Below are 18098 nucleotides of genomic sequence, written 5' to 3' on the forward strand. Positions count from 1 at the left end.
CGGCCGTCTTCAAAGACGGTCGTTTTTCTCAACTTAGCGGTGCTTGTAAGGAACAAGCCGCAGGCGGCTGACTCATTCGATATCCATGAAAGGTCAGGTGGTTCCATGAAACAGGTGTGGCTGAACATTTCGCCGGTATTTCGCAGATTCCTTATGTCTTATCTGATCGTGCTGATGATCCCGCTGATTGCGGGATATGTGTCTTACCGGACATCGATCGATGTAGCGGAGCAAAGTTCCCTGAAGACCAGCATCATGACGCTGCAGCAGAGCAAGGATCTGATGGAGCGCAGGCTCGCTGAAGTACAGGGCTTTACCAAACAGCTCGCCATTAATCAGGATTTAGCCAGGCTCATGACTTCGCATTCGGACGAGCAGAATTACGACGTATACGGTCTGTGGAAAATGATGCGGGATATCGCAAGCTACAGCCAGACCAACGACTTCCTTTCGAATTTTTACATCTACCTCCGCAACAGCCATCTGGTGCTTACGCCAAGCACGGTCTATTACCGGCCGGAGCTGTTTTACGAATCGAACCATTATGAAGGCATGACCTTTGAGACTTGGAAAAAGAACTTTCTCGAGAAGAGCAACCTCAGCATGGTCGTTCCCCAGCACGATTACGTGACGAAGACACACCAGCAAACGGTGGTTACCTTCGTGCAAGCCTTGCCCCTGAACAGCTTCGATACACCTCTCGCCTCCGTCGTGGTCCTGATCGATACGAAGAAAATGTCCGCATCTCTATCAGGGATAACCAATCAATATGGAGGATGGGCATTCGTCAGGAACCATGATGGAGAAACAGTCCTGTCTGAGGGGATCACTGGCAGCGACATAGCCAAAATCCGAAATATTCCTTCAGGTAAACCCGGCGATATCAGCCGTGCGGCGGATGACATGCTGCTCATATCCATCCGGGATGAATTAAGCGGCTGGGTCTACACGGCCGGCGTCCCGAAATCCGCCCTCATGGTCAACGCGAACCGAATCAAGAACATCACCGGAATACTTACCGCGATTTCATTGATTTCAGGACTTGTCATCGGACTTGTGCTGGCATACCGGAGCAGCGCTCCGATCAACAATCTGATAAATTCACTCAAGAAACAGCTTGGATTGGAACTCAGTGCAAGCATCCAAGATTACGATTTTATCGCGGGAAACATTTCAAGCCTGATTGCGAGCAACAGACAGCTGGAACAAGATCTCCACAGCCAGGTGCCGTTAATCCGCGACGCGTTCATCAAACGGCTGTTGGTCGGGGAATTTTATAACGGAGAAGAACTGGCCGCCGCTTCCGCACAAGCGGGTGTGAACATTAAGGGTGAATCAGGTTACGCCGGCCTGGCTAAAATCAACACCTACGGCGGGTCAGACAGCCGCGAATCGCTCGCGGAATCCAGTGTGGCCCGTTACATCGTGCGTCAGTCCCTAGTCGAGGCCGATCCCGATATACTGGTAACGGATTGGGGGCAGGACAAGCTGGCCTTTTTGCTGCTTCGCACAAGCAAGCTGGCCCAGGATGAGGCCTTGGTGATACAAAGGCTGCAGGATCTGGCGGGTACGCTGTTCAGCCATTATCACATGCCCGTTCAGTTCGGAATGGGGAGGCCCTTCGAGGCGCTTGCGGATGTCGGACGTTCGTTCGGCGAAGCGGCGGAGGCTCTGGACTATGCGGCATTCACCGATGAGGGAGGCGTCATTCGGTATGAGGATTCAAGCAGGGACGCGTCGCTATTCTATTATCCGATCGAAACGGAAACGCGGCTGCTGAACACGATCAAATCAGGAGACGGCAGGGAAGCGATGCGGATCCTCGAACACATCGCCTTCCGGAATTTTCAGGAGAGGGAGCTGTCCCGTGAAATGACAGAGCAGCTGATCGGCGAACTCAAGGGAACGCTGCTCAAGCTGCTGGATCAAAAGGCGGGAGATGATCACGAGTTCACAGAGAATCTCCAGTGCCGGATCGCTCAAATCCAGCCGTTTGAAGGGATTGACAGGCTTCTCGGGCAAATGGGCGAAATCATCGGTCTCTATTGTTCAATGGTCGAAGAGAAAAAGAACGCCCTGCATCATCAGACGGTACGGCAGGTGAAGGATTATCTTGAGTCTGCATATGGGGATGCTGCCCTGACGCTGTATCACATCGCCAAGCAGGTTGGAAGGCCGGAAAAGTATGTCTCAACAGTCTTCAAGGAAAGCGAGGGGGAGCATTGGTTCGATTACTTAGAACGGCTGCGCATCGATAAAGCGTCCGAGCTGCTGCTGAACCGGGCTTTGAAAATCGACGATATTGCCGAAAGGGTCGGCTATAACAGCGCACATTCATTCCGGCGGGCATTCAAGCGGGTCCGGGGGATCTCCCCGAGCATGTTCCGGGAGGCGGCCGAATTAGGGGACGCTCGTTGATTAAGTACCGGTAGAATGCGCTTTCATCGAAAAATGTACGCTTGATCGCGGATTGTACGGTCGGGTTGTGGATGCATTCGCCGCAATTGTACCTTTACGGTCGTGGCGCGGAGATTTTACCATGAATTCTGTAAGCGCTACCATTACAAACGGCTCCGGAGTCGTAACGTGAAGGGGGAATATGCTTGTGAAGGCTGTATCGGTTCAGCCGCAGACGGAGACCCGGGAGAGGAGCACTTCCAAAAATTATTGGAAGGAAGCCAAGAAAAGTCTGAGGAAGCACTGGCAGCTGTATTTACTGGTGATACCGCCGGTCCTGTTCTTTATTCTTTTCAAATACCTCCCGATGGCGAACGCGGTGCTTGCATTCAAGAATTACCAGGTGACCAAGGGGATATGGGGAAGCCCCTGGGTGGGGACGAAGTACTTCGACATGCTGTTTAACAATCCGCAATTCTGGACGCTGATCAAGAACACGTTGTTTTTGTCTCTGTATCAGCTGGCAGCCACTTTTCCGATCCCGATCATTCTGGCACTGCTGCTCAATGAGGTGCGAAGCCTCCGTTTCAAAAAAGCGGTACAGCTGATTACGTATGCGCCGTTTTTTATTTCGACCGTCGTCATGGTCTCCATTATTATGATCTTTCTGGCTCCGCGGCTCGGACTGCTGAACGTGATTCTAAATGCAATGGGCATGGAATCCACGAATTTTCTCGGCGACCCGACCAAGTTCAGATCCGTTTACGTATGGTCGGAAGTGTGGCAAACCACCGGATACTCCTGTGTCATTTATTTGGCGGCATTGGCTGGCGTGGACCCGTCGCTCTATGAAGCGGCCAAAGTGGACGGGGCTTCCAGGCTGCAAAAAATCATCCATGTGGACATTCCGGGTATTCTGCCGGCCGCCGTCATCATCCTGATTTTAAGCGTCGGCAATATCATGTCGCTGGGCTTTGAGAAAGTATATCTCATGCAGAACCCGTTAAACCTGCAATCTTCAGAGATCATTTCCACGTATGTCTACAAAATCGGTTTGCTGAACGCCAATTACAGCTTTGCCACAGCCGTGGGCTTGTTCAATTCGGTGATCAACCTGATTCTGCTCGTGGCGGTCAATGCCGTCTCGCGCCGGATATCCGAGAACAGCCTGTGGTAATTCCAATGAACAAGGAGGGGAGGCTATGGCTGCTGTACAGACGACCGCTTCCATATCGACAAGGAGGAAAATTCGCGAATCCGCGGGGGACCGCATTTTCCTCGGTATCACCTACATCCTGCTCAGTTTGATACTTGTTGCCGTACTTTACCCGCTCATTTATATCGTCAGCTCATCAATCAGCAGCCCGCAGGCAGTTGCATCCGGCAAAGTTTGGCTGTGGCCGGTCGATATCTCTTTTGCTGGATATAAAACGGTCTTCAGCAACGACCAGATTCTGGTCGGCTACGGAAACTCGCTGTTCTATACCTGCTGCGGGACCTTGATCAGCGTCATCCTGACGGTGGCGATCGCCTATCCGTTATCGAAAAAGACGTTCTTTGGACGCAATGTGCTCATGATGTTCATCACGTTCACCTTTCTGTTTTCCGGGGGCCTGATTCCAACGTATCTCGTCGTCAAAGGCCTGCATCTGATCGATACAAGGTGGGCGCTGCTCCTGCCGAATGCGATCTTCGTATTTCAGGTCATTATTGCCCGCACCTTTTTTAAAGCATCCATTCCGGAAGAGCTGAACGATGCCGCCGAAATCGACGGCTGCAGCGATATCCGGTTCTTGCTCAGTGTCGTCATTCCGCTGTCCAAGCCGATCTTGGCCGTGCTGACGCTGGTGTATGCGGTCGCGCAGTGGAACGCCTTTTTCGACGCGTTGATCTATCTGAAGTCGCAGCACTTGTATCCGCTTCAGTTAACGCTGCGCAGCATTCTGATTCAAAATTTCTCAGGCGGCAATATGGACGCAAGCGAGCAGGTCAAGCGGCAGGAGCTTGCCTATTTGATGAAATATTCTCTCATCGTGGTCGCAAGCCTGCCTGTACTGATCCTGTATCCCTTTATTCAGCGGTATTTCGTTCAAGGGATGCTGATCGGTTCGATTAAGGGCTAACACGCGTTTGAATGGACGATTTCGTAGGAGAGCTTTTCAATTATTCATGAAAAGGGGAGTGTAGTATTCATGAAGAAACGTGTTTACCGGGGCTGGTTCAGCTTGATCGCACTGATGCTTGTCCTTGCAGGCTGTTCCGGGGGTGGAACACCGAATGATTCGGGAGCGGAAGGCGGATCTGCGGGTACAAGCGGGGAAAGCGGAACCGTTCCGATCAGCGTGTTCGTCAATACCGACGGCAACATCGACTATAAAACGAACCTCTTCACCAAGGTGCTGGAGAAAAAAGCAAATGTTAAGCTTCAGTTTACTGAGGTTCCCTATGACGGCGCGGCGGAAAAACGCCAAATTTCCCTCGCCAGCGGCGACTACCCTGATTTATATATGCTGATCCCGTGGGTCGACAAGTTCTCCCAATCGGATCTGGTGAAGTTCGGGCAGCAGGGCGTGATCCTTCCCCTGAACGACCTGATCGACCAATACGCCCCCAATATCAAGAAGGCGCTGGACGATCACCCGGATTACAAAGCGATGTCCATCGCGCCGGATGGCAACATCTACGGGCTGACCATGCTGAACGAGTGTTTTCACTGCTCTTACCCCAACAAAATGTGGGTAAACACCAGCTGGCTGAAGAAGCTCAATTTGGAGGTCCCTAAAACGACGGAAGATTTCAAGAAGATGCTGGAAGCCTTCAAGACTAAGGATCCGAACGGCAATGGCAAAGCCGACGAGGTTCCTCTGAGCGGTTCCATCGAAAATTTTGGCGTGCACATTCTACCTTTTCTAATGAACGGCTTTATCTATGATGACGATAAATACTATCTGACGGTGAATGGCGATAAAGTAGACATCGCGGCCAACAAGCCGGAATGGAAGGAAGGACTTGCCTATGCCAGGTCGCTGTATGCCGAAGGCTTGATTGACCCGGGGGCATTCACACAGAACGCCGACGCGTTCAAGCTGATCGGCAACAATACCGCAACCGAGCTTCTGGGTGCAGGAGCATCGATGCATCCGGCGATTTTCACAGATACCGGGGATGGCAACAAGTACAGCTCCCATTACGACGCCATTCCTCCGCTGCAGGGGCCCCATGCCGCATATGCCACGTTCAATTACCCGGTCGAGCCGGGAGCTACCTTCGTCTTGACCAACAAAGCAAGCAAAGAGGTACAAATCGCCGCCATCAAAATGCTGGACTACATTTATACCGAAGAGGGACAGCTGCTGGGCAACTATGGCGAGGAGGGCAAGGACTGGGTAAAGCCGAAAGACGGAGACGTGCCGTTGAATGAAAAGGCGAGACCGATTTTCAAAACGCTGGAGCAGCCGGCGGGCTCCGAGCCGCGAAACAGTGCGTGGGGAGCCACCGCCCAATACAACCATACCCGGGAGTTCCGCGATGGCTGGATTCAGGAAACCGATATTTATAAAAATTCGGGTTATGAGCGCAGATTGCAGGAAGCGACCTACCTGTACGAGAATAAACAACCTAAGGAGGTCTATCCCAATTGGTCGGTCTGGATCGATCCTGCGGCTGCCGACGAGCAAAGCATGCTTCAGCAAAATATAAAGGACTACGTCGATCAAAATGCCCTGCAGTTTGTTACCGGCGCCAAGAATCTGGACAAAGACTGGGATGCCTACGTCAAAGGGCTGGACGCATTAAATCTGAAGCGGTATTTGGAAATCATGCAGCAGGCTTATGACACGACCAAAAAAGCAGAATAATACGAACTTTTGAACCGGAGGGGAAGCATGAAACTTCAATATGACAAACCTGCTACAGTATGGACGGAAGCGCTTCCGATTGGCAACGGCCGGATTGGCGCCATGGTGTTCGGAGGCGTGGCCGAAGAGCGGATCCAGCTTAACGAAGACACGCTGTGGTCGGGATATCCGCGGGACACGAATAATCCGGAGGCATTGGAGGTATTGCCCCGGGTGCGAGAACTGATCCGCAGTGGGCAATATGAGGAAGCCGACCGCGCGTCGAAAGGAATGATGGGAGCTTACAGCCAGTCCTATCTCCCGCTCGGAGATCTGCATATCGAGTTTGAGCAGGATGGAGAAGTTCCTTTTACGGGCTACAAAAGAGAGCTGGATCTCGCTGAGGGCATTACCCGTGTTGAATACACGGTTCGTGGGGTGGTGTATGCGAGGGAGATGTTTGTATCCCATCCGGACCAGGTGCTGGTCGTCCGTCTGACTTCCAGCGAGGCAGGGAAGCTGAATTTTCGGGCAGCGCTCAGCAGTCCGCTGCGCAGTGTGACGGAGGCGGAGAACGGCACCTTAGTCCTTCGGGGTACCGCGCCGGAACAGGTTTGGCCCAATTATTACCGCAGCGATGATCCCATTATTTACGGCGATCCGGATACGACGGAAGCGGTGCGTTTTCAAGGATGCCTGGCGGCTGTAACGGTGGGCGGCAGCTCAGCGGTCAGCAAAACTGACATCCGCGTTCAAGGAGCGACGGCGGTAACCCTTTATTTCAGCGCCGCGACGAGCTTTAGCGGCTTCGACAAACTGCCCGGAAGCCAAGGCAAAGATGAAAAACGGGCCGCCAAGGACGATTTGGACAGAGCCATTCAAGGCAATTATGAGGGTCAGCGCCAAACGCATATTGCCGATCACCGCTCGCTGTTCGACCGGGTCCAGTTGTCGCTTGGGGTAAGCAAGGCAGGAGAAGAACTATCGACAGAGGACCGGATTGTCCGCTATGGAGCCGGCGATCCGGGACTGGTGGAGCTGCTGTTCCATTATGGCCGATACCTGATGATCGCTAGTTCTCGGCCCGGCACCCAGCCGGCGAATCTGCAGGGAATTTGGAACCAGGAGATGCGTCCGCCTTGGAGCAGCAACTGGACGCTGAATATCAATGCAGAAATGAATTACTGGCCGGCCGAAACGGCGAATCTGGCCGAGCTGCATGAGCCGCTGCTTTGCTTTATCGGCGACTTGTCCCGGAACGGCCGGACAACGGCCCAGACTCACTATGGCGCCCGCGGCTGGACCGCCCACCACAATTCGGACATTTGGGCGATGTCCAACCCCGTAGGCGATTACGGGCATGGCGATCCGGTATGGTGCATGTGGCCGATGGGCGGTGTCTGGCTGTGCCAGCACTTGTGGGAGCATTTTGCATTCAGCCGCGACGAGAAGTATTTGCGGGAACATGCCTACCCGGTGATGAAGGAAGCGGCTCTGTTTTGCCTGGATTGGCTGCATGAAGATGGCAGCGGCCGGCTTATCACTTCGCCGTCAACGTCGCCGGAGCATAAATTCAGAACGCCGGCGGGCGGTCTGGCTGCGGTCAGCGAAGCATCGACGATGGATCTGATGCTGATCTGGGACCTGCTCACCAACTTAATTGAAGCGTCCGAGACGTTGGAAGAAGACGAAGCGCAGCGACAGGAGTGGCTGGAGGCCAGGGAGCGTCTCCTGCCGCTGCAGGTCGGGAAGTACGGACAGCTCCAGGAATGGTCCAAGGATTTCGAAGACGAGGATGTCAACCACCGTCACGCATCCCATATGTTCGGCGTGTATCCGGGCCGGCAGCTCACCAAGCGGCAGTCTCCGGATTTATTCGAGGCCGCCCGCCGTTCCCTGGAACGGCGGGGCGATGACGGAACAGGCTGGAGTCTCGGCTGGAAGGTCGCCCTATGGGCCCGGTTCGGTGAAGGCGACCGTTCGATTGCTTTGCTCTCCAACCTGCTGCGCCTCGTCCGCGAAGATGAACCGGATAATTATCACCATGGCGGGGTATACGCGAATTTGTTCGACGCCCATCCACCGTTCCAAATTGACGGCAATTTTGCGGCGACGGCCGGCATTGCCGAAATGCTGCTTCAGTCGCATCAGGGATATTTGGAATTCCTTCCGGCTCTGCCTGCTTCCTGGCCGAACGGATTTGTGAAGGGCCTTCGCGCGCGCGGAGGGTTTGAGGTCAGCCTGGATTGGAAAGATGGAAGGTTTGCGGAAGCTGAGATTGTCTCCCATGCCGGATCAACCCTGTCAATCTATTCGCTGAATCCGCTGACGATCTTGGCGGATGAAAACAGCATTCCTGTTCAACAGACTGGAGAGAACTTGTACTCATTCTCTACGACTGCGGGTATGACGTACCGCTTATTGCTTGAGCCATCCGTTCAACAAGGAAGGCTCTGATTGTTGAAGCCCTGCCGAATCTTCGGCAGGGCTTTTTCATTTGGAAATGGAGCTGGTCACGCGAGGGACACCTTCGTTTGAATGGCCAAAGATTCAGTCTGCTTCATTCCCTGCGCCGAAAACCGGCGCGGTAGCTGCGGGCAGACATCCGCGTGACCGACTTAAATACTTTTTCAAAATGCGAAAAGTTCTCGAACCCCACATCCTCCGACACCCGAATGATGCGTTCGTCTGTTTCGCGCAGCAGACGCTGGGCCTCCTTGATCCGGGTAATGCCGATATATTCGATGAGGCCAAAACCGGTATACTTCTTGAACGACCGGCTCAGATGACTGGGGCTCAAGTAGAACTGTTCACTCAGGCCGCTCAGAGTCAGGGGCTCCCGGTAATGCTCCGAGATGTAGCTGGCGATATCGTTCATGCGGGCTGCGGCGGGAGAGACCGAGTCTTCGGGGACCCATTGCTTGTACGCTGCGGACTGCCTGGCCGCAAACAGCAATGCCTGTCCCGCAGCATGCCGGACGGCCATCCGGTATCCGGGAGCCTCGTCCTGAATCTCCCGCAGCATTTCATAGAGCAGCTGCTCGATCCGAAGCTTGTCCTGATCCGGTAGATGCACCACGCGGTGGGGACCGTGAAACGGAGCAAGCAGCAGCTCGGTCTCATCCTGCTGGAGCGGCTCGAAATACGATTCGTTGACATAAATGACGATGCGTTCATGGTTCGGCACACCGGTGTCCGAGGTTTTATGCACTTCGTTACCTGGGATGAACACCAAATCTCCGGATCGCACCCGATACACCCGGTCTTTAATGAAGTAAAAGCGTTCGCCGCCAAACAAATAATACAGCTCGTAATGTTTGTGCATATGATCCTCCGACATGGAGAAGTGTCCTTTGCGGCGGTTATATTCAACAGAAAAGGGATCGGACGCGTTTCCGTACCGCAACTCCTGGTATAAAGCCATAATCGATCCTCCACAAGCGCAATAAATGCGGGGTTTTCATCATTCTAGCATAAAATGCGGGGACAATAAGCGAATTTTGCAGTAATCTGCAAATAAACAGATTCATAGAAGGAGAGGGAATGATATGGCCCAAAAAACATATGTGCAGGTCGGAGCAGGCGGAAGAGCGGAATTCTTTTACGGTGCGATTGCCCAACGTTTCCGGGAGTCGGCGGAGCTGCTCGCTTTTTGCGACGTGAATCAGACTCGCATGGATTATGCCAACAAGCTGCTGACGGAGAAGTACGATTATCACGCGGTACGAACGTATAAAACCGAAGCTTTTGACGAGATGATCCGGACCGAGAAGCCGGACTTCGTCATCGTAACCAGCGTGGACCGTACGCATCACCGCTATATTATCCGGGCGATGGAGCTCGGCTGCGACGTGATCACGGAAAAGCCGATGACGGTCGACGCGGCCAAATGCCAGGACATTCTCGACGCGGTGGAGAGAACAGGACGTAACGTTCGGGTCACCTTCAACTACCGTTATGCGCCTCATCATACGAAAGCCCGGGAGCTGATTGCAGACGGAACCATCGGGGATGTGACGTCGGTTCACTTCGAGTGGCTGCTTAATACGCAGCATGGCGCCGATTACTTCCGCAGATGGCACCGGGATAAGCGCAACAGCGGCGGTCTGCTCGTACATAAGTCGACCCACCATTTCGACCTGGTTAATTTCTGGATCGGATCTGAGCCCGAAACCGTCTATGCGATGGGAAACCTGCTGTTTTACGGACGGGAAAATGCCGAGAAGCGCGGAATCACCAAGTTTTATGACCGGGCAACAGGCCATCCGAACGCGAAGGACGATCCGTTTGCACTCTCGTTGGACAGCAACGCGCATCTGAAAGCGATGTACCTCGACGCGGAGTGGGAGGACGGCTACCGCCGGGATCAAAGCGTATTCGGCGACGGGATTTCGATCGAGGATACGATGAGCGTTATGGTCCGGTACAAAAATAAAGCACAGCTGACCTATTCTCTTAATGCTTACATGCCGTGGGAAGGATACCGGATCGCCTTCAACGGCACCAAGGGCCGGGTCGAAATGACGGTAATCGAGCAGTCCTATGTCAATTCCGGCGGAGACAAAGCGCTGGAAGGAGCGGTTAAGGGCGTCAATATCCTGGTATTCCCCATGTTCGGCGAGCCTTACAAGGCGGACTTCGAGGAAGGGGCCGGCGGGCACGGCGGCGGCGATCCTGTGCTGCTGAACGATATTTTCGGCGTGCCTGTAGAAGATAAATTCCATCGGGCGGCGAACCATATTGACGGCGCGCGCTCAATCCTGACGGGCATTGCCGCCAATCAATCGATCTCCACCGGACTTCCGGTGAAAGTCGACGATCTGGTAAGGTTTTACGGGGCAAAGTAACATGGTCCTCGAATAAGGGTCGAAGCCACCTGAGAGGCAGCCATGGTGGCCTTTGGCTGCCCGATGCGGTAAGAGTTACAAAGACACTGACCGGTATAGATCAGTGTCTTTGTCATTTTCGCCGATGGTCCTGGGACTTACTGCTGCCGGAAAATGGAGTGCTGGAAAGGCATGGCACACAGGGTTAAACCTGATTTGGTATGATGTGTTCAGCAGTATCGCGAAAGCGCTGTCAAATTAAGGGGAGGAAGGTTCGTCATGTTCTACTCGCTTAGAAGCAGGCTGATATTATTTTTCGTCTTGTTGTTCGTCTTGTCGTTCGGTGTATTGTCTCTTCTCATTTTTAACGAATCACGAACAATTATCCGTTCCTATATTGAATCGTCCGCGCTGGAGAAAATGAATGAATACGGTTCCTACATCGACATGGTGCAGACGCAAATTTACGACTTGGCTTCCCTGGTCTTTAACAGCGACCAGACCGATACATGGGATAACATCGCATCGGACACGTCGGCAACGGAAGGGGAGAAGATGCTTGCCCATATCCAGATGAGCAAGTTTCTGACGCAGACGACCAACAGTTATACCAGCATCTCATCGGTCGCGATGTATCGCAGGGAAGGCGTGTGGGTCAGCATGGACAACCAGGTCATCAAGGAAAGGTCCTTTCTGGATCAGTCCTGGTACAAACAGTTTCGGGACAAGACGGTCCGCTGGATAGCGGCCCATACCGATGATGTGGAATTGAAAATCCGCCGCAGCGACCATCCAGTCGTCAGCATGCTGATGCCGATCGGGGCATTTGAACCGAAGCAGGCGAAAACGGTTCTGAAGGTCAACGTAAGCGCCGATTATTTTCTGGAGCCGCTGAGCAGGATCCATTTGGGCGAGAACGGGACGATGTATTTAATCGATCAGCACGGCAGCCCGCTCCTGACCCAAGCGGATTATGAAACGAGCGCCAATCTTGCCAAGAACGAGGTCGCCAGGGCGCAGGCAGGGCGAAGCAAGCAGGGCGTCGTCTATTTCCGGAACAGCCAGGGTGATGCGCAAATCCTCGTTTATAAAAAGCTGGCTCAAAACGGTTGGATGCTTGTCGGCATCGTCCCGGAGAGCGATCTGTATGCGCCGCTGCTTAAGCTGCGCAACAGTATTATGGTGCTGGCGGCGGCGCTGCTGCTGATCTCGCTCTTCGTCGCCTTCTGGCTGTCGAACGGGATTACGCGGCCGCTGTCGAGGCTTGTCTCCGCCATGCGGCATGTGCAGCGGGGGGATTTTGACAGCGCGGAGAGCCGGCTGCCTCTGGAAGGCACCGTCCGAAATGAGGTCGGCTTTGCCACAGCGACGTTCCGCAACATGATCGGCAGGCTGCGGCAGCATATCAAAACCGAATTCGAACTGAAGCTGCTCCGGCAGCAGGCCGAATATAAGGCGCTGCTGATGCAGATTAATCCTCATTTTTTGTTCAATACGCTGGAGCTGCTCAGCAGCCTTGCGATGCAGAGGCGTACGGACGATACCGTGAAGGTCATCGAGTCGCTCGGAAAAATGCTGCGCTTCGGCTTGCGGATCAGCGACGATTTGGTCGCCTTGAAAGAGGAGCTGAAATACGTTCATGATTATGCTTCCATCCTGCGCATCCGCTTCGGGGATCGGCTCTGGCTGTCCATGGAAGAGGACGGGCTGCCGGAGCATGCCGCATGTGTCAAGTTTGTCCTTCAGCCTTTACTCGAGAACGCCGTAAAATACAGTTTTGCGCATCGGACTGAAGCTCGTGTATCCGTCAGGGTGTACCGAAGGGACAGCCATGTGGTCATGTCCGTCACGGACAACGGGCCCGGGATGACGGAGGAACAGATCCGCGAGGTGCTTGAAGAAGCAGCCGCCGCCCGGCCGGACCAAATTCTGGCCAGCCGGGAACGGCAGATCGGACTCGGTAACGTACTTGCGCGGTGCCGGCTGTATTATGGCTCGTTGTTCGAGGCACATCTGGATGCAGAGCCTGGCGGGGGAACGCGAATTGAACTGCTGTTACCGATCCGGGAGGTGCATAACGATGTATCGTTTATTGATCGTGGATGACGAATCGGAGATCCGCCAGGGTCTGCGGCTCAAGATGGATGTGGACGGTCTTGGCATAGCGCTGGCCGGCGAAGCGTCGAACGGGGCGGAGGCGCTGTCCCTTCTGGAGAACGGTGATATTGATATCGTCCTTACCGACATGAACATGCCGCTCATGGGTGGCGTGCGGTTTATGGAAGTGTGCCGGGAACGCTGGCCGAACGTCAGAGTCATCGTCATTACCGGCTATGAGGACTTTCAGTACGCTCGGGCCGCACTCCGCTCTCAGGCGAGCGAATACCTGCTGAAGCCTGTTGCCCGCGATGAGCTGAATTCCGTCCTGAAGAACGTCACCGCTGAGCTGAAACGGGAACGGGAAAAATCGCAGCTAGAGGCCAAAACGCAGTGGGAGCTGTCGCAATATTACAGGGAGATGAAGGAGCAATTTATCCTCCGGCTCGTCCGCTGGGAATCCGGGCCGGAGAGCGCCGTTACGGACCACGCCCGCAGATTCGGGCTTGGCGGGTGGGATGAGCATCAAGTGCGCTTTATGACCCTCGGCCTGAAAGTGAGGGATATCAGACATGCGACGGATCGGGCACCCGATCAATTCCTCCTCCCGCTGGAAATGATCTGCCGTGAAAAGGCAGACGACGCAGCCGGAAATTGCGAAATGTTCCGGGACGGGCATTATCCGGGGCTGATTCATGTGGTCACCACAGAGTCCGTGGAATGGCTGTACTCTTTTGCAGATCACCTCCGGTCAGAAGTGAAGCGAATGCTTGGATTTGAGCTGGGCTTCGGCATCGGCCAATCCGTAACAGGCTTCAAGGCTTGGAAGGACGGCTACCTCTCATCGCTTGTGGACTGGAACTATGCTGACAGCCGTTTGCCGGCAGAATCCCTTCTCCAATCCACCGACAAAACGTCCATAAGCGCGGATGAAATCAAAGTCATCGAACGGTACTTGGTCAAGGGTGAATATGCTGCGTTTGATCTGGCCGTCCGTCCCATTCTGCAGCAGGCTTTTACAGGGCCTGCGGCCAGTAGGGTGAAAGTCATTTTTCAGTTGTACCTGGCTCTGGAGTCGGCAGCAAGCGACTTGCTCGTCAGGATCGAGAGTGGAGAACAGCTGTGGATCCGGCCGGAGCTGGCCTATTCATTGGATTCGGTGGATAAAGCGTACTCGTACCTTGCAGGGATCGCCCGGAAAATCGCCAGACAGCGCGAAGAGGGCGCCGACGCTGCCGATGTCAACCTGATCGAATCCGTCCGCCGCTATATTGATGACCACTATGCATCAGATTTGAACTTGAGCGATATGGCTGCCCGTTTTAACTATCATCCTTCTTATTTTTCGGAATTGTTCAAGAAACGGATCGGGCGCACCTTCATTCAGTACTTGACCGATGTGCGGATGACACAGGCGATCCGGCTGCTGGAGGAGACCCAGCTCAGCCTGTGGGATATAGCCGAACTTACGGGCTTCAGCAATGCCAGCTACTTCAGCTCGAAATTCAAAAAGATTTACGGCGTTTCTCCTTCCGATTATCGCGAGAGATTACCGAGAGAGAGGTTACCTGAAAAAATTGATAGCGAAGTGCCGAAGAAATAGAATTCAGCGCGTGCCGCATCTTGCTTATGATGTTCTTACCAACATCAGAAGGAGGATTCGCGATGCGAACATCACGCAGGCTGCCGATCCATACGCACAACCGCACGGCGTACGCATTTTTGCTGCCATGGCTCATCGGCTTTTTCTGCCTCACGCTCGGACCGATGCTCGGTTCGCTGTATTTGTCCCTGACCAAATACAACTTGCTGCGTCCGCCCGAATGGATCGGTTTCGCCAATTTCAAGCAGATCTTTATGAATGACGCGACGTTTACGCATTCGCTGCAGCTGACGTTCGTGTACGTACTGTTGTCCGTTCCGCTCCGCATCATTTTTGCGCTGCTCGTAGCGCTGGCATTGAACAAGGGGATTCGCGGACTGGGCATCTACCGGACCGTCTATTACATTCCGTCCCTTCTTGGAGGAAGTGTTGCCATCTCCATCGTCTGGCGGCAAATCTTTGACAGCGAAGGCGTCATGAATGCGTTCCTTGGATGGTTCGGCCTGGAAGGGCCTGCATGGATCGCCAACCCGGATTACCTGATTTATCCGATCGTCACGCTGTCGGTTTGGCAGTTCGGCTCGGCGATGGTCATCTTTCTAGCGGGTCTGAAGCAGGTTCCAGCCGATCTGTATGAAGCGTCCCAAGTGGATGGCGCAGGGAAAATACGCCAGTTTTTCAGTATATCGTTGCCGATGCTGACGCCCGTTCTCTTTTTTAATCTGATCATGAGCATGATCAACTCGTTTCAGGCGTTTACGCCGGCTTACGTTATCGGCGACGGTCATGGAGGACCGCTGGATGCCTCGATGTTCTACACGTTGTACCTGTACTTGAAGGGCTTCTCCTATTTTGATATGGGGTATGCGTCGGCACTGGCTTGGATCATGCTGCTCATTATTGCCGTCTTTACGGGCATGATCTTTGCCACGTCGCGCTTCTGGGTGTTCTACGGCGACGGGAAAGAGGGGAGATAAGCCATGCTGACGATGAAAGGAACTTACTCGAAGGCGATCAGGCATGTGCTGATCCTCCTGGTCGGACTGGCAATGCTGTATCCCGTATTGTGGCTGCTCAGCAGCTCCTTTAAGCCAAATCAAGCGATTTTTACCGATACCGGTCTATGGTCGCACAGCTTTACGTTCGATAATTACAAAAATGGATGGAAGGGCTTCCAAGGTGTATCCTTCAGCCGCTTCTTCGGCAACTCGGCGCTCATCTCCATCCTTTGCGTGCTGGGTAACATCGTGACCTGCTCGCTTGCGGCTTACGCCTTTGCCCGGCTGGATTTCAAGCTGAAAAAGATTTGGTTTGCGCTGATGCTGGTGACGATCATGCTGCCGTACCATGTGACGCTTGTGCCGCAGTATATCATTTTCAGCAAGCTGGGCTGGATTAACACGTTTGCGCCGCTGATCCTGCCCAAATGGCTGGCTCACGACTCCTTCTTTATTCTTCTGATGGTTCAGTTCATTCGCGGCATCCCGCGGGAGCTGGACGAGAGCGCGACGATCGACGGATGCGGCCAGGGCAAGCTGTACCTGCGGATCATTCTGCCCCTGCTGACCCCGGCGCTGATCTCAACCGCGATCTTTACATTTATCTGGACGTGGGACGATTTCTTCAGCCAGATGATATATATCAGCGATATCAAGCTTTTTACGGTACAGCTCGGCATCCGGGCGCTGTACGATCCGTCGGGCTCATCCGATTGGGGGGCGCTGCTCGTCATTTCGGTGCTGTCGCTGCTGCCGATCACGCTGATTTTCCTAATGTTCCAGCGGTACTTCCTGGAAGGCATCGCGACGACAGGGCTGAAATAACGCTTTGACGAGACCGTTAAGACCGAAATGAGGAGAGAAGCAGTCAGGGGCAAGACCGAGAGATGTGCAAACGCTTTATAATTTATAGCGACGAAGGAGAAATGAAACATGAAAAAAAGATGGTTCATCTCTGTGCTGGCGGCCATGACCGTGATGCTGTCGGCATGCGGCAGTTCGGGTGGCCCGGCCGCTTCCAGCGGATCCGGCGGAGAAGCGAATTCAGGAGGCGACCAGGTCGAGCTCAGGATGATGTGGTGGGGGGACCAGGCGCGGGCGGATTTGACGAATAAGGCGCTAGAGCTGTTCGAGCAGAAGCATCCGGATATTAAAGTCGTGGGCGAGTTCTCGCCGCAGGACGGTTATTTTGACAAGCTGAACACGCAGCTGGCTTCGGGAACGGCTCCAGACGTATTTTTTCTGGGAGGCAATGTGGTGGACTACGCCAACAAAGGCGTTCTGCTGGATCTCCAGCCTTATAAAGGCAGTGGGCTGAAGCTTGACGATATGGACACGACGATGGTGCAGTACGGAACGATTAACGGCAAGCTGGTTCATATTTCAGCAGGCGCCAACGCCCGCGGGATCGTTGTCAACAAGACACTCTTTGAGAAAGCCGGCATCGAAGTGCCGCAGGATGGCTGGAACTGGGAAGATTACGCCCGGATCAGCAAGGAAATTTCCGACAAGCTGGGCAAAGGCTACTATGGGACTTACAATTTCACAACCGACGGCATGGACATTTATTTGAAGCAGAACGGCAAACAGCTGTATGACATGGCAAACAACAAGCTTGGTTTTGAGGAAGCCGATATTCTGCCATGGTTCCAGTACTGGGACCAAACGTCGAAGGCAGGAGGCGTAGTCACGCCGGAGCTTCAGGTCTCCAATCCGCCGAATGATGCGAGCAAGTCTCTGATTATCAAAGGAAAAGTAGCAATGACCCTGCTACCTTCCAATATGCTGGCCTCGTACCAAAACCTGACACAGGATGAATTGACGATGGTGCAGGTACCGCGCGGTCCGAAAGGCACCGGTGTGGTGTTCGAATCTAGTCAGGGTATGTCCGGCTACGCGAAGACCCAGCATCCGAAGGAAGTGGCCGATCTGATGGACTTCTGGATTAACGATCCGGAGGCTGTGAAAATACTGGGCAGCAACCGGGGCGTTCCGGTGACGGCGGAAGGCCGCAAGACGCTGGAGGCCGAGGCCAGCGCAGCCGACAAGATCGTCTATGACTTCACGAGCCGCGTGTCCGAAGCGAACAAGAAGGAGCCTTTTGCCATCAGCTACAACCCGCCGGGGAACGCCGAGTTTATCAAGCTTGCGGATAATACGGTCCAGCTGATCGGCTTCGGGAAAGAAAACGTGGAAAAAGCGGTGTCCGACTTCTTTGCGGGAACGGTAAAAATTTTCCAAAGCAATCAGTAAGTATCCGGCAGTATCCGGCAGATCCGGCGGGATGACGCCGATCCCATAATCAATGGCCCCGAAAGGTCATCCGCTGCGGCAGAGACTT

Annotated in this window: 12 protein-coding genes; 11 read left to right on the top strand and 1 reads right to left on the bottom strand. The window is 53.9% G+C overall.

Going from position 1 to position 18098, the window contains the following annotated elements; all coding sequences use genetic code 11:
* Positions 1-105: 105 nt before the first annotated feature.
* The 5 genes from ABIE48_RS13030 (at position 106) to ABIE48_RS13050 (ending at position 8690) form a co-directional block, all read left to right on the top strand.
* Positions 106-2418, top strand: coding sequence for a helix-turn-helix domain-containing protein (locus tag ABIE48_RS13030; protein ID WP_192714332.1), 2313 nt, complete (start codon positions 106-108; stop codon positions 2416-2418).
* 301 nt (positions 2419-2719) lie between these two features.
* A complete protein-coding gene (locus ABIE48_RS13035; protein ID WP_076169336.1) occupies positions 2720-3574 on the top strand; it encodes an ABC transporter permease in 855 nt (284 codons plus the stop codon).
* Positions 3575-3599: 25 nt separating this feature from the next.
* Positions 3600-4520: a carbohydrate ABC transporter permease gene (locus ABIE48_RS13040; RefSeq protein WP_145020180.1), complete on the top strand. Its 921-nt coding sequence runs from the start codon at positions 3600-3602 to the stop codon at positions 4518-4520.
* Positions 4521-4589: 69 nt separating this feature from the next.
* Positions 4590-6254, top strand: a complete 1665-nt coding sequence (locus ABIE48_RS13045) for an ABC transporter substrate-binding protein (RefSeq protein WP_192714331.1) — start codon at positions 4590-4592, stop codon at positions 6252-6254.
* Between the two features lie 27 nt (positions 6255-6281).
* On the top strand, positions 6282-8690 hold the full coding sequence (locus ABIE48_RS13050) for a glycoside hydrolase family 95 protein (RefSeq protein ID WP_192714330.1): 2409 nt from the start codon (positions 6282-6284) through the stop codon (positions 8688-8690).
* A 103-nt stretch (positions 8691-8793) separates the two neighbouring features.
* Here ABIE48_RS13050 and ABIE48_RS13055 read toward each other — a convergent pair whose 3' ends face one another.
* Positions 8794-9657 carry a helix-turn-helix domain-containing protein gene (locus ABIE48_RS13055; RefSeq protein ID WP_192714329.1) on the bottom strand — a complete coding sequence of 288 codons (864 nt, stop codon included), beginning with the start codon at positions 9655-9657 and terminating at the stop codon, positions 8794-8796.
* A 124-nt stretch (positions 9658-9781) separates the two neighbouring features.
* Between ABIE48_RS13055 and ABIE48_RS13060 the strand changes: the two genes are divergently transcribed.
* The 6 genes from ABIE48_RS13060 (at position 9782) to ABIE48_RS13085 (ending at position 18010) form a co-directional block, all read left to right on the top strand.
* On the top strand, positions 9782-11080 hold the full coding sequence (locus ABIE48_RS13060; protein WP_192714328.1) for a Gfo/Idh/MocA family oxidoreductase: 1299 nt from the start codon (positions 9782-9784) through the stop codon (positions 11078-11080).
* A 258-nt stretch (positions 11081-11338) separates the two neighbouring features.
* Positions 11339-13165, top strand: a complete 1827-nt coding sequence (locus ABIE48_RS13065; RefSeq protein ID WP_192714327.1) for a cache domain-containing sensor histidine kinase — start codon at positions 11339-11341, stop codon at positions 13163-13165.
* Positions 13140-14759, top strand: a complete 1620-nt coding sequence (locus tag ABIE48_RS13070; protein WP_192714326.1) for a response regulator transcription factor — start codon at positions 13140-13142, stop codon at positions 14757-14759. Before ABIE48_RS13065 ends, ABIE48_RS13070 begins: the two co-directional genes overlap by 26 nt.
* Positions 14760-14821: 62 nt before the next feature.
* On the top strand, positions 14822-15736 hold the full coding sequence (locus ABIE48_RS13075; protein WP_192714325.1) for a carbohydrate ABC transporter permease: 915 nt from the start codon (positions 14822-14824) through the stop codon (positions 15734-15736).
* Between the two features lie 12 nt (positions 15737-15748).
* The gene (locus ABIE48_RS13080; RefSeq protein WP_483312686.1) at positions 15749-16582 is read left to right on the top strand and encodes a carbohydrate ABC transporter permease; all 834 of its coding nucleotides are present in this window, start codon (positions 15749-15751) and stop codon (positions 16580-16582) included.
* A gap of 108 nt (positions 16583-16690) precedes the next feature.
* A complete protein-coding gene (locus tag ABIE48_RS13085; RefSeq protein ID WP_192714323.1) occupies positions 16691-18010 on the top strand; it encodes an ABC transporter substrate-binding protein in 1320 nt (439 codons plus the stop codon).
* The last annotated feature ends 88 nt before the right edge of the window (positions 18011-18098 follow it).

Source organism: Paenibacillus sp. OAE614, from assembly GCF_040546645.1.
Lineage (GTDB): Bacteria > Bacillota > Bacilli > Paenibacillales > Paenibacillaceae > Paenibacillus_AQ > Paenibacillus_AQ favisporus.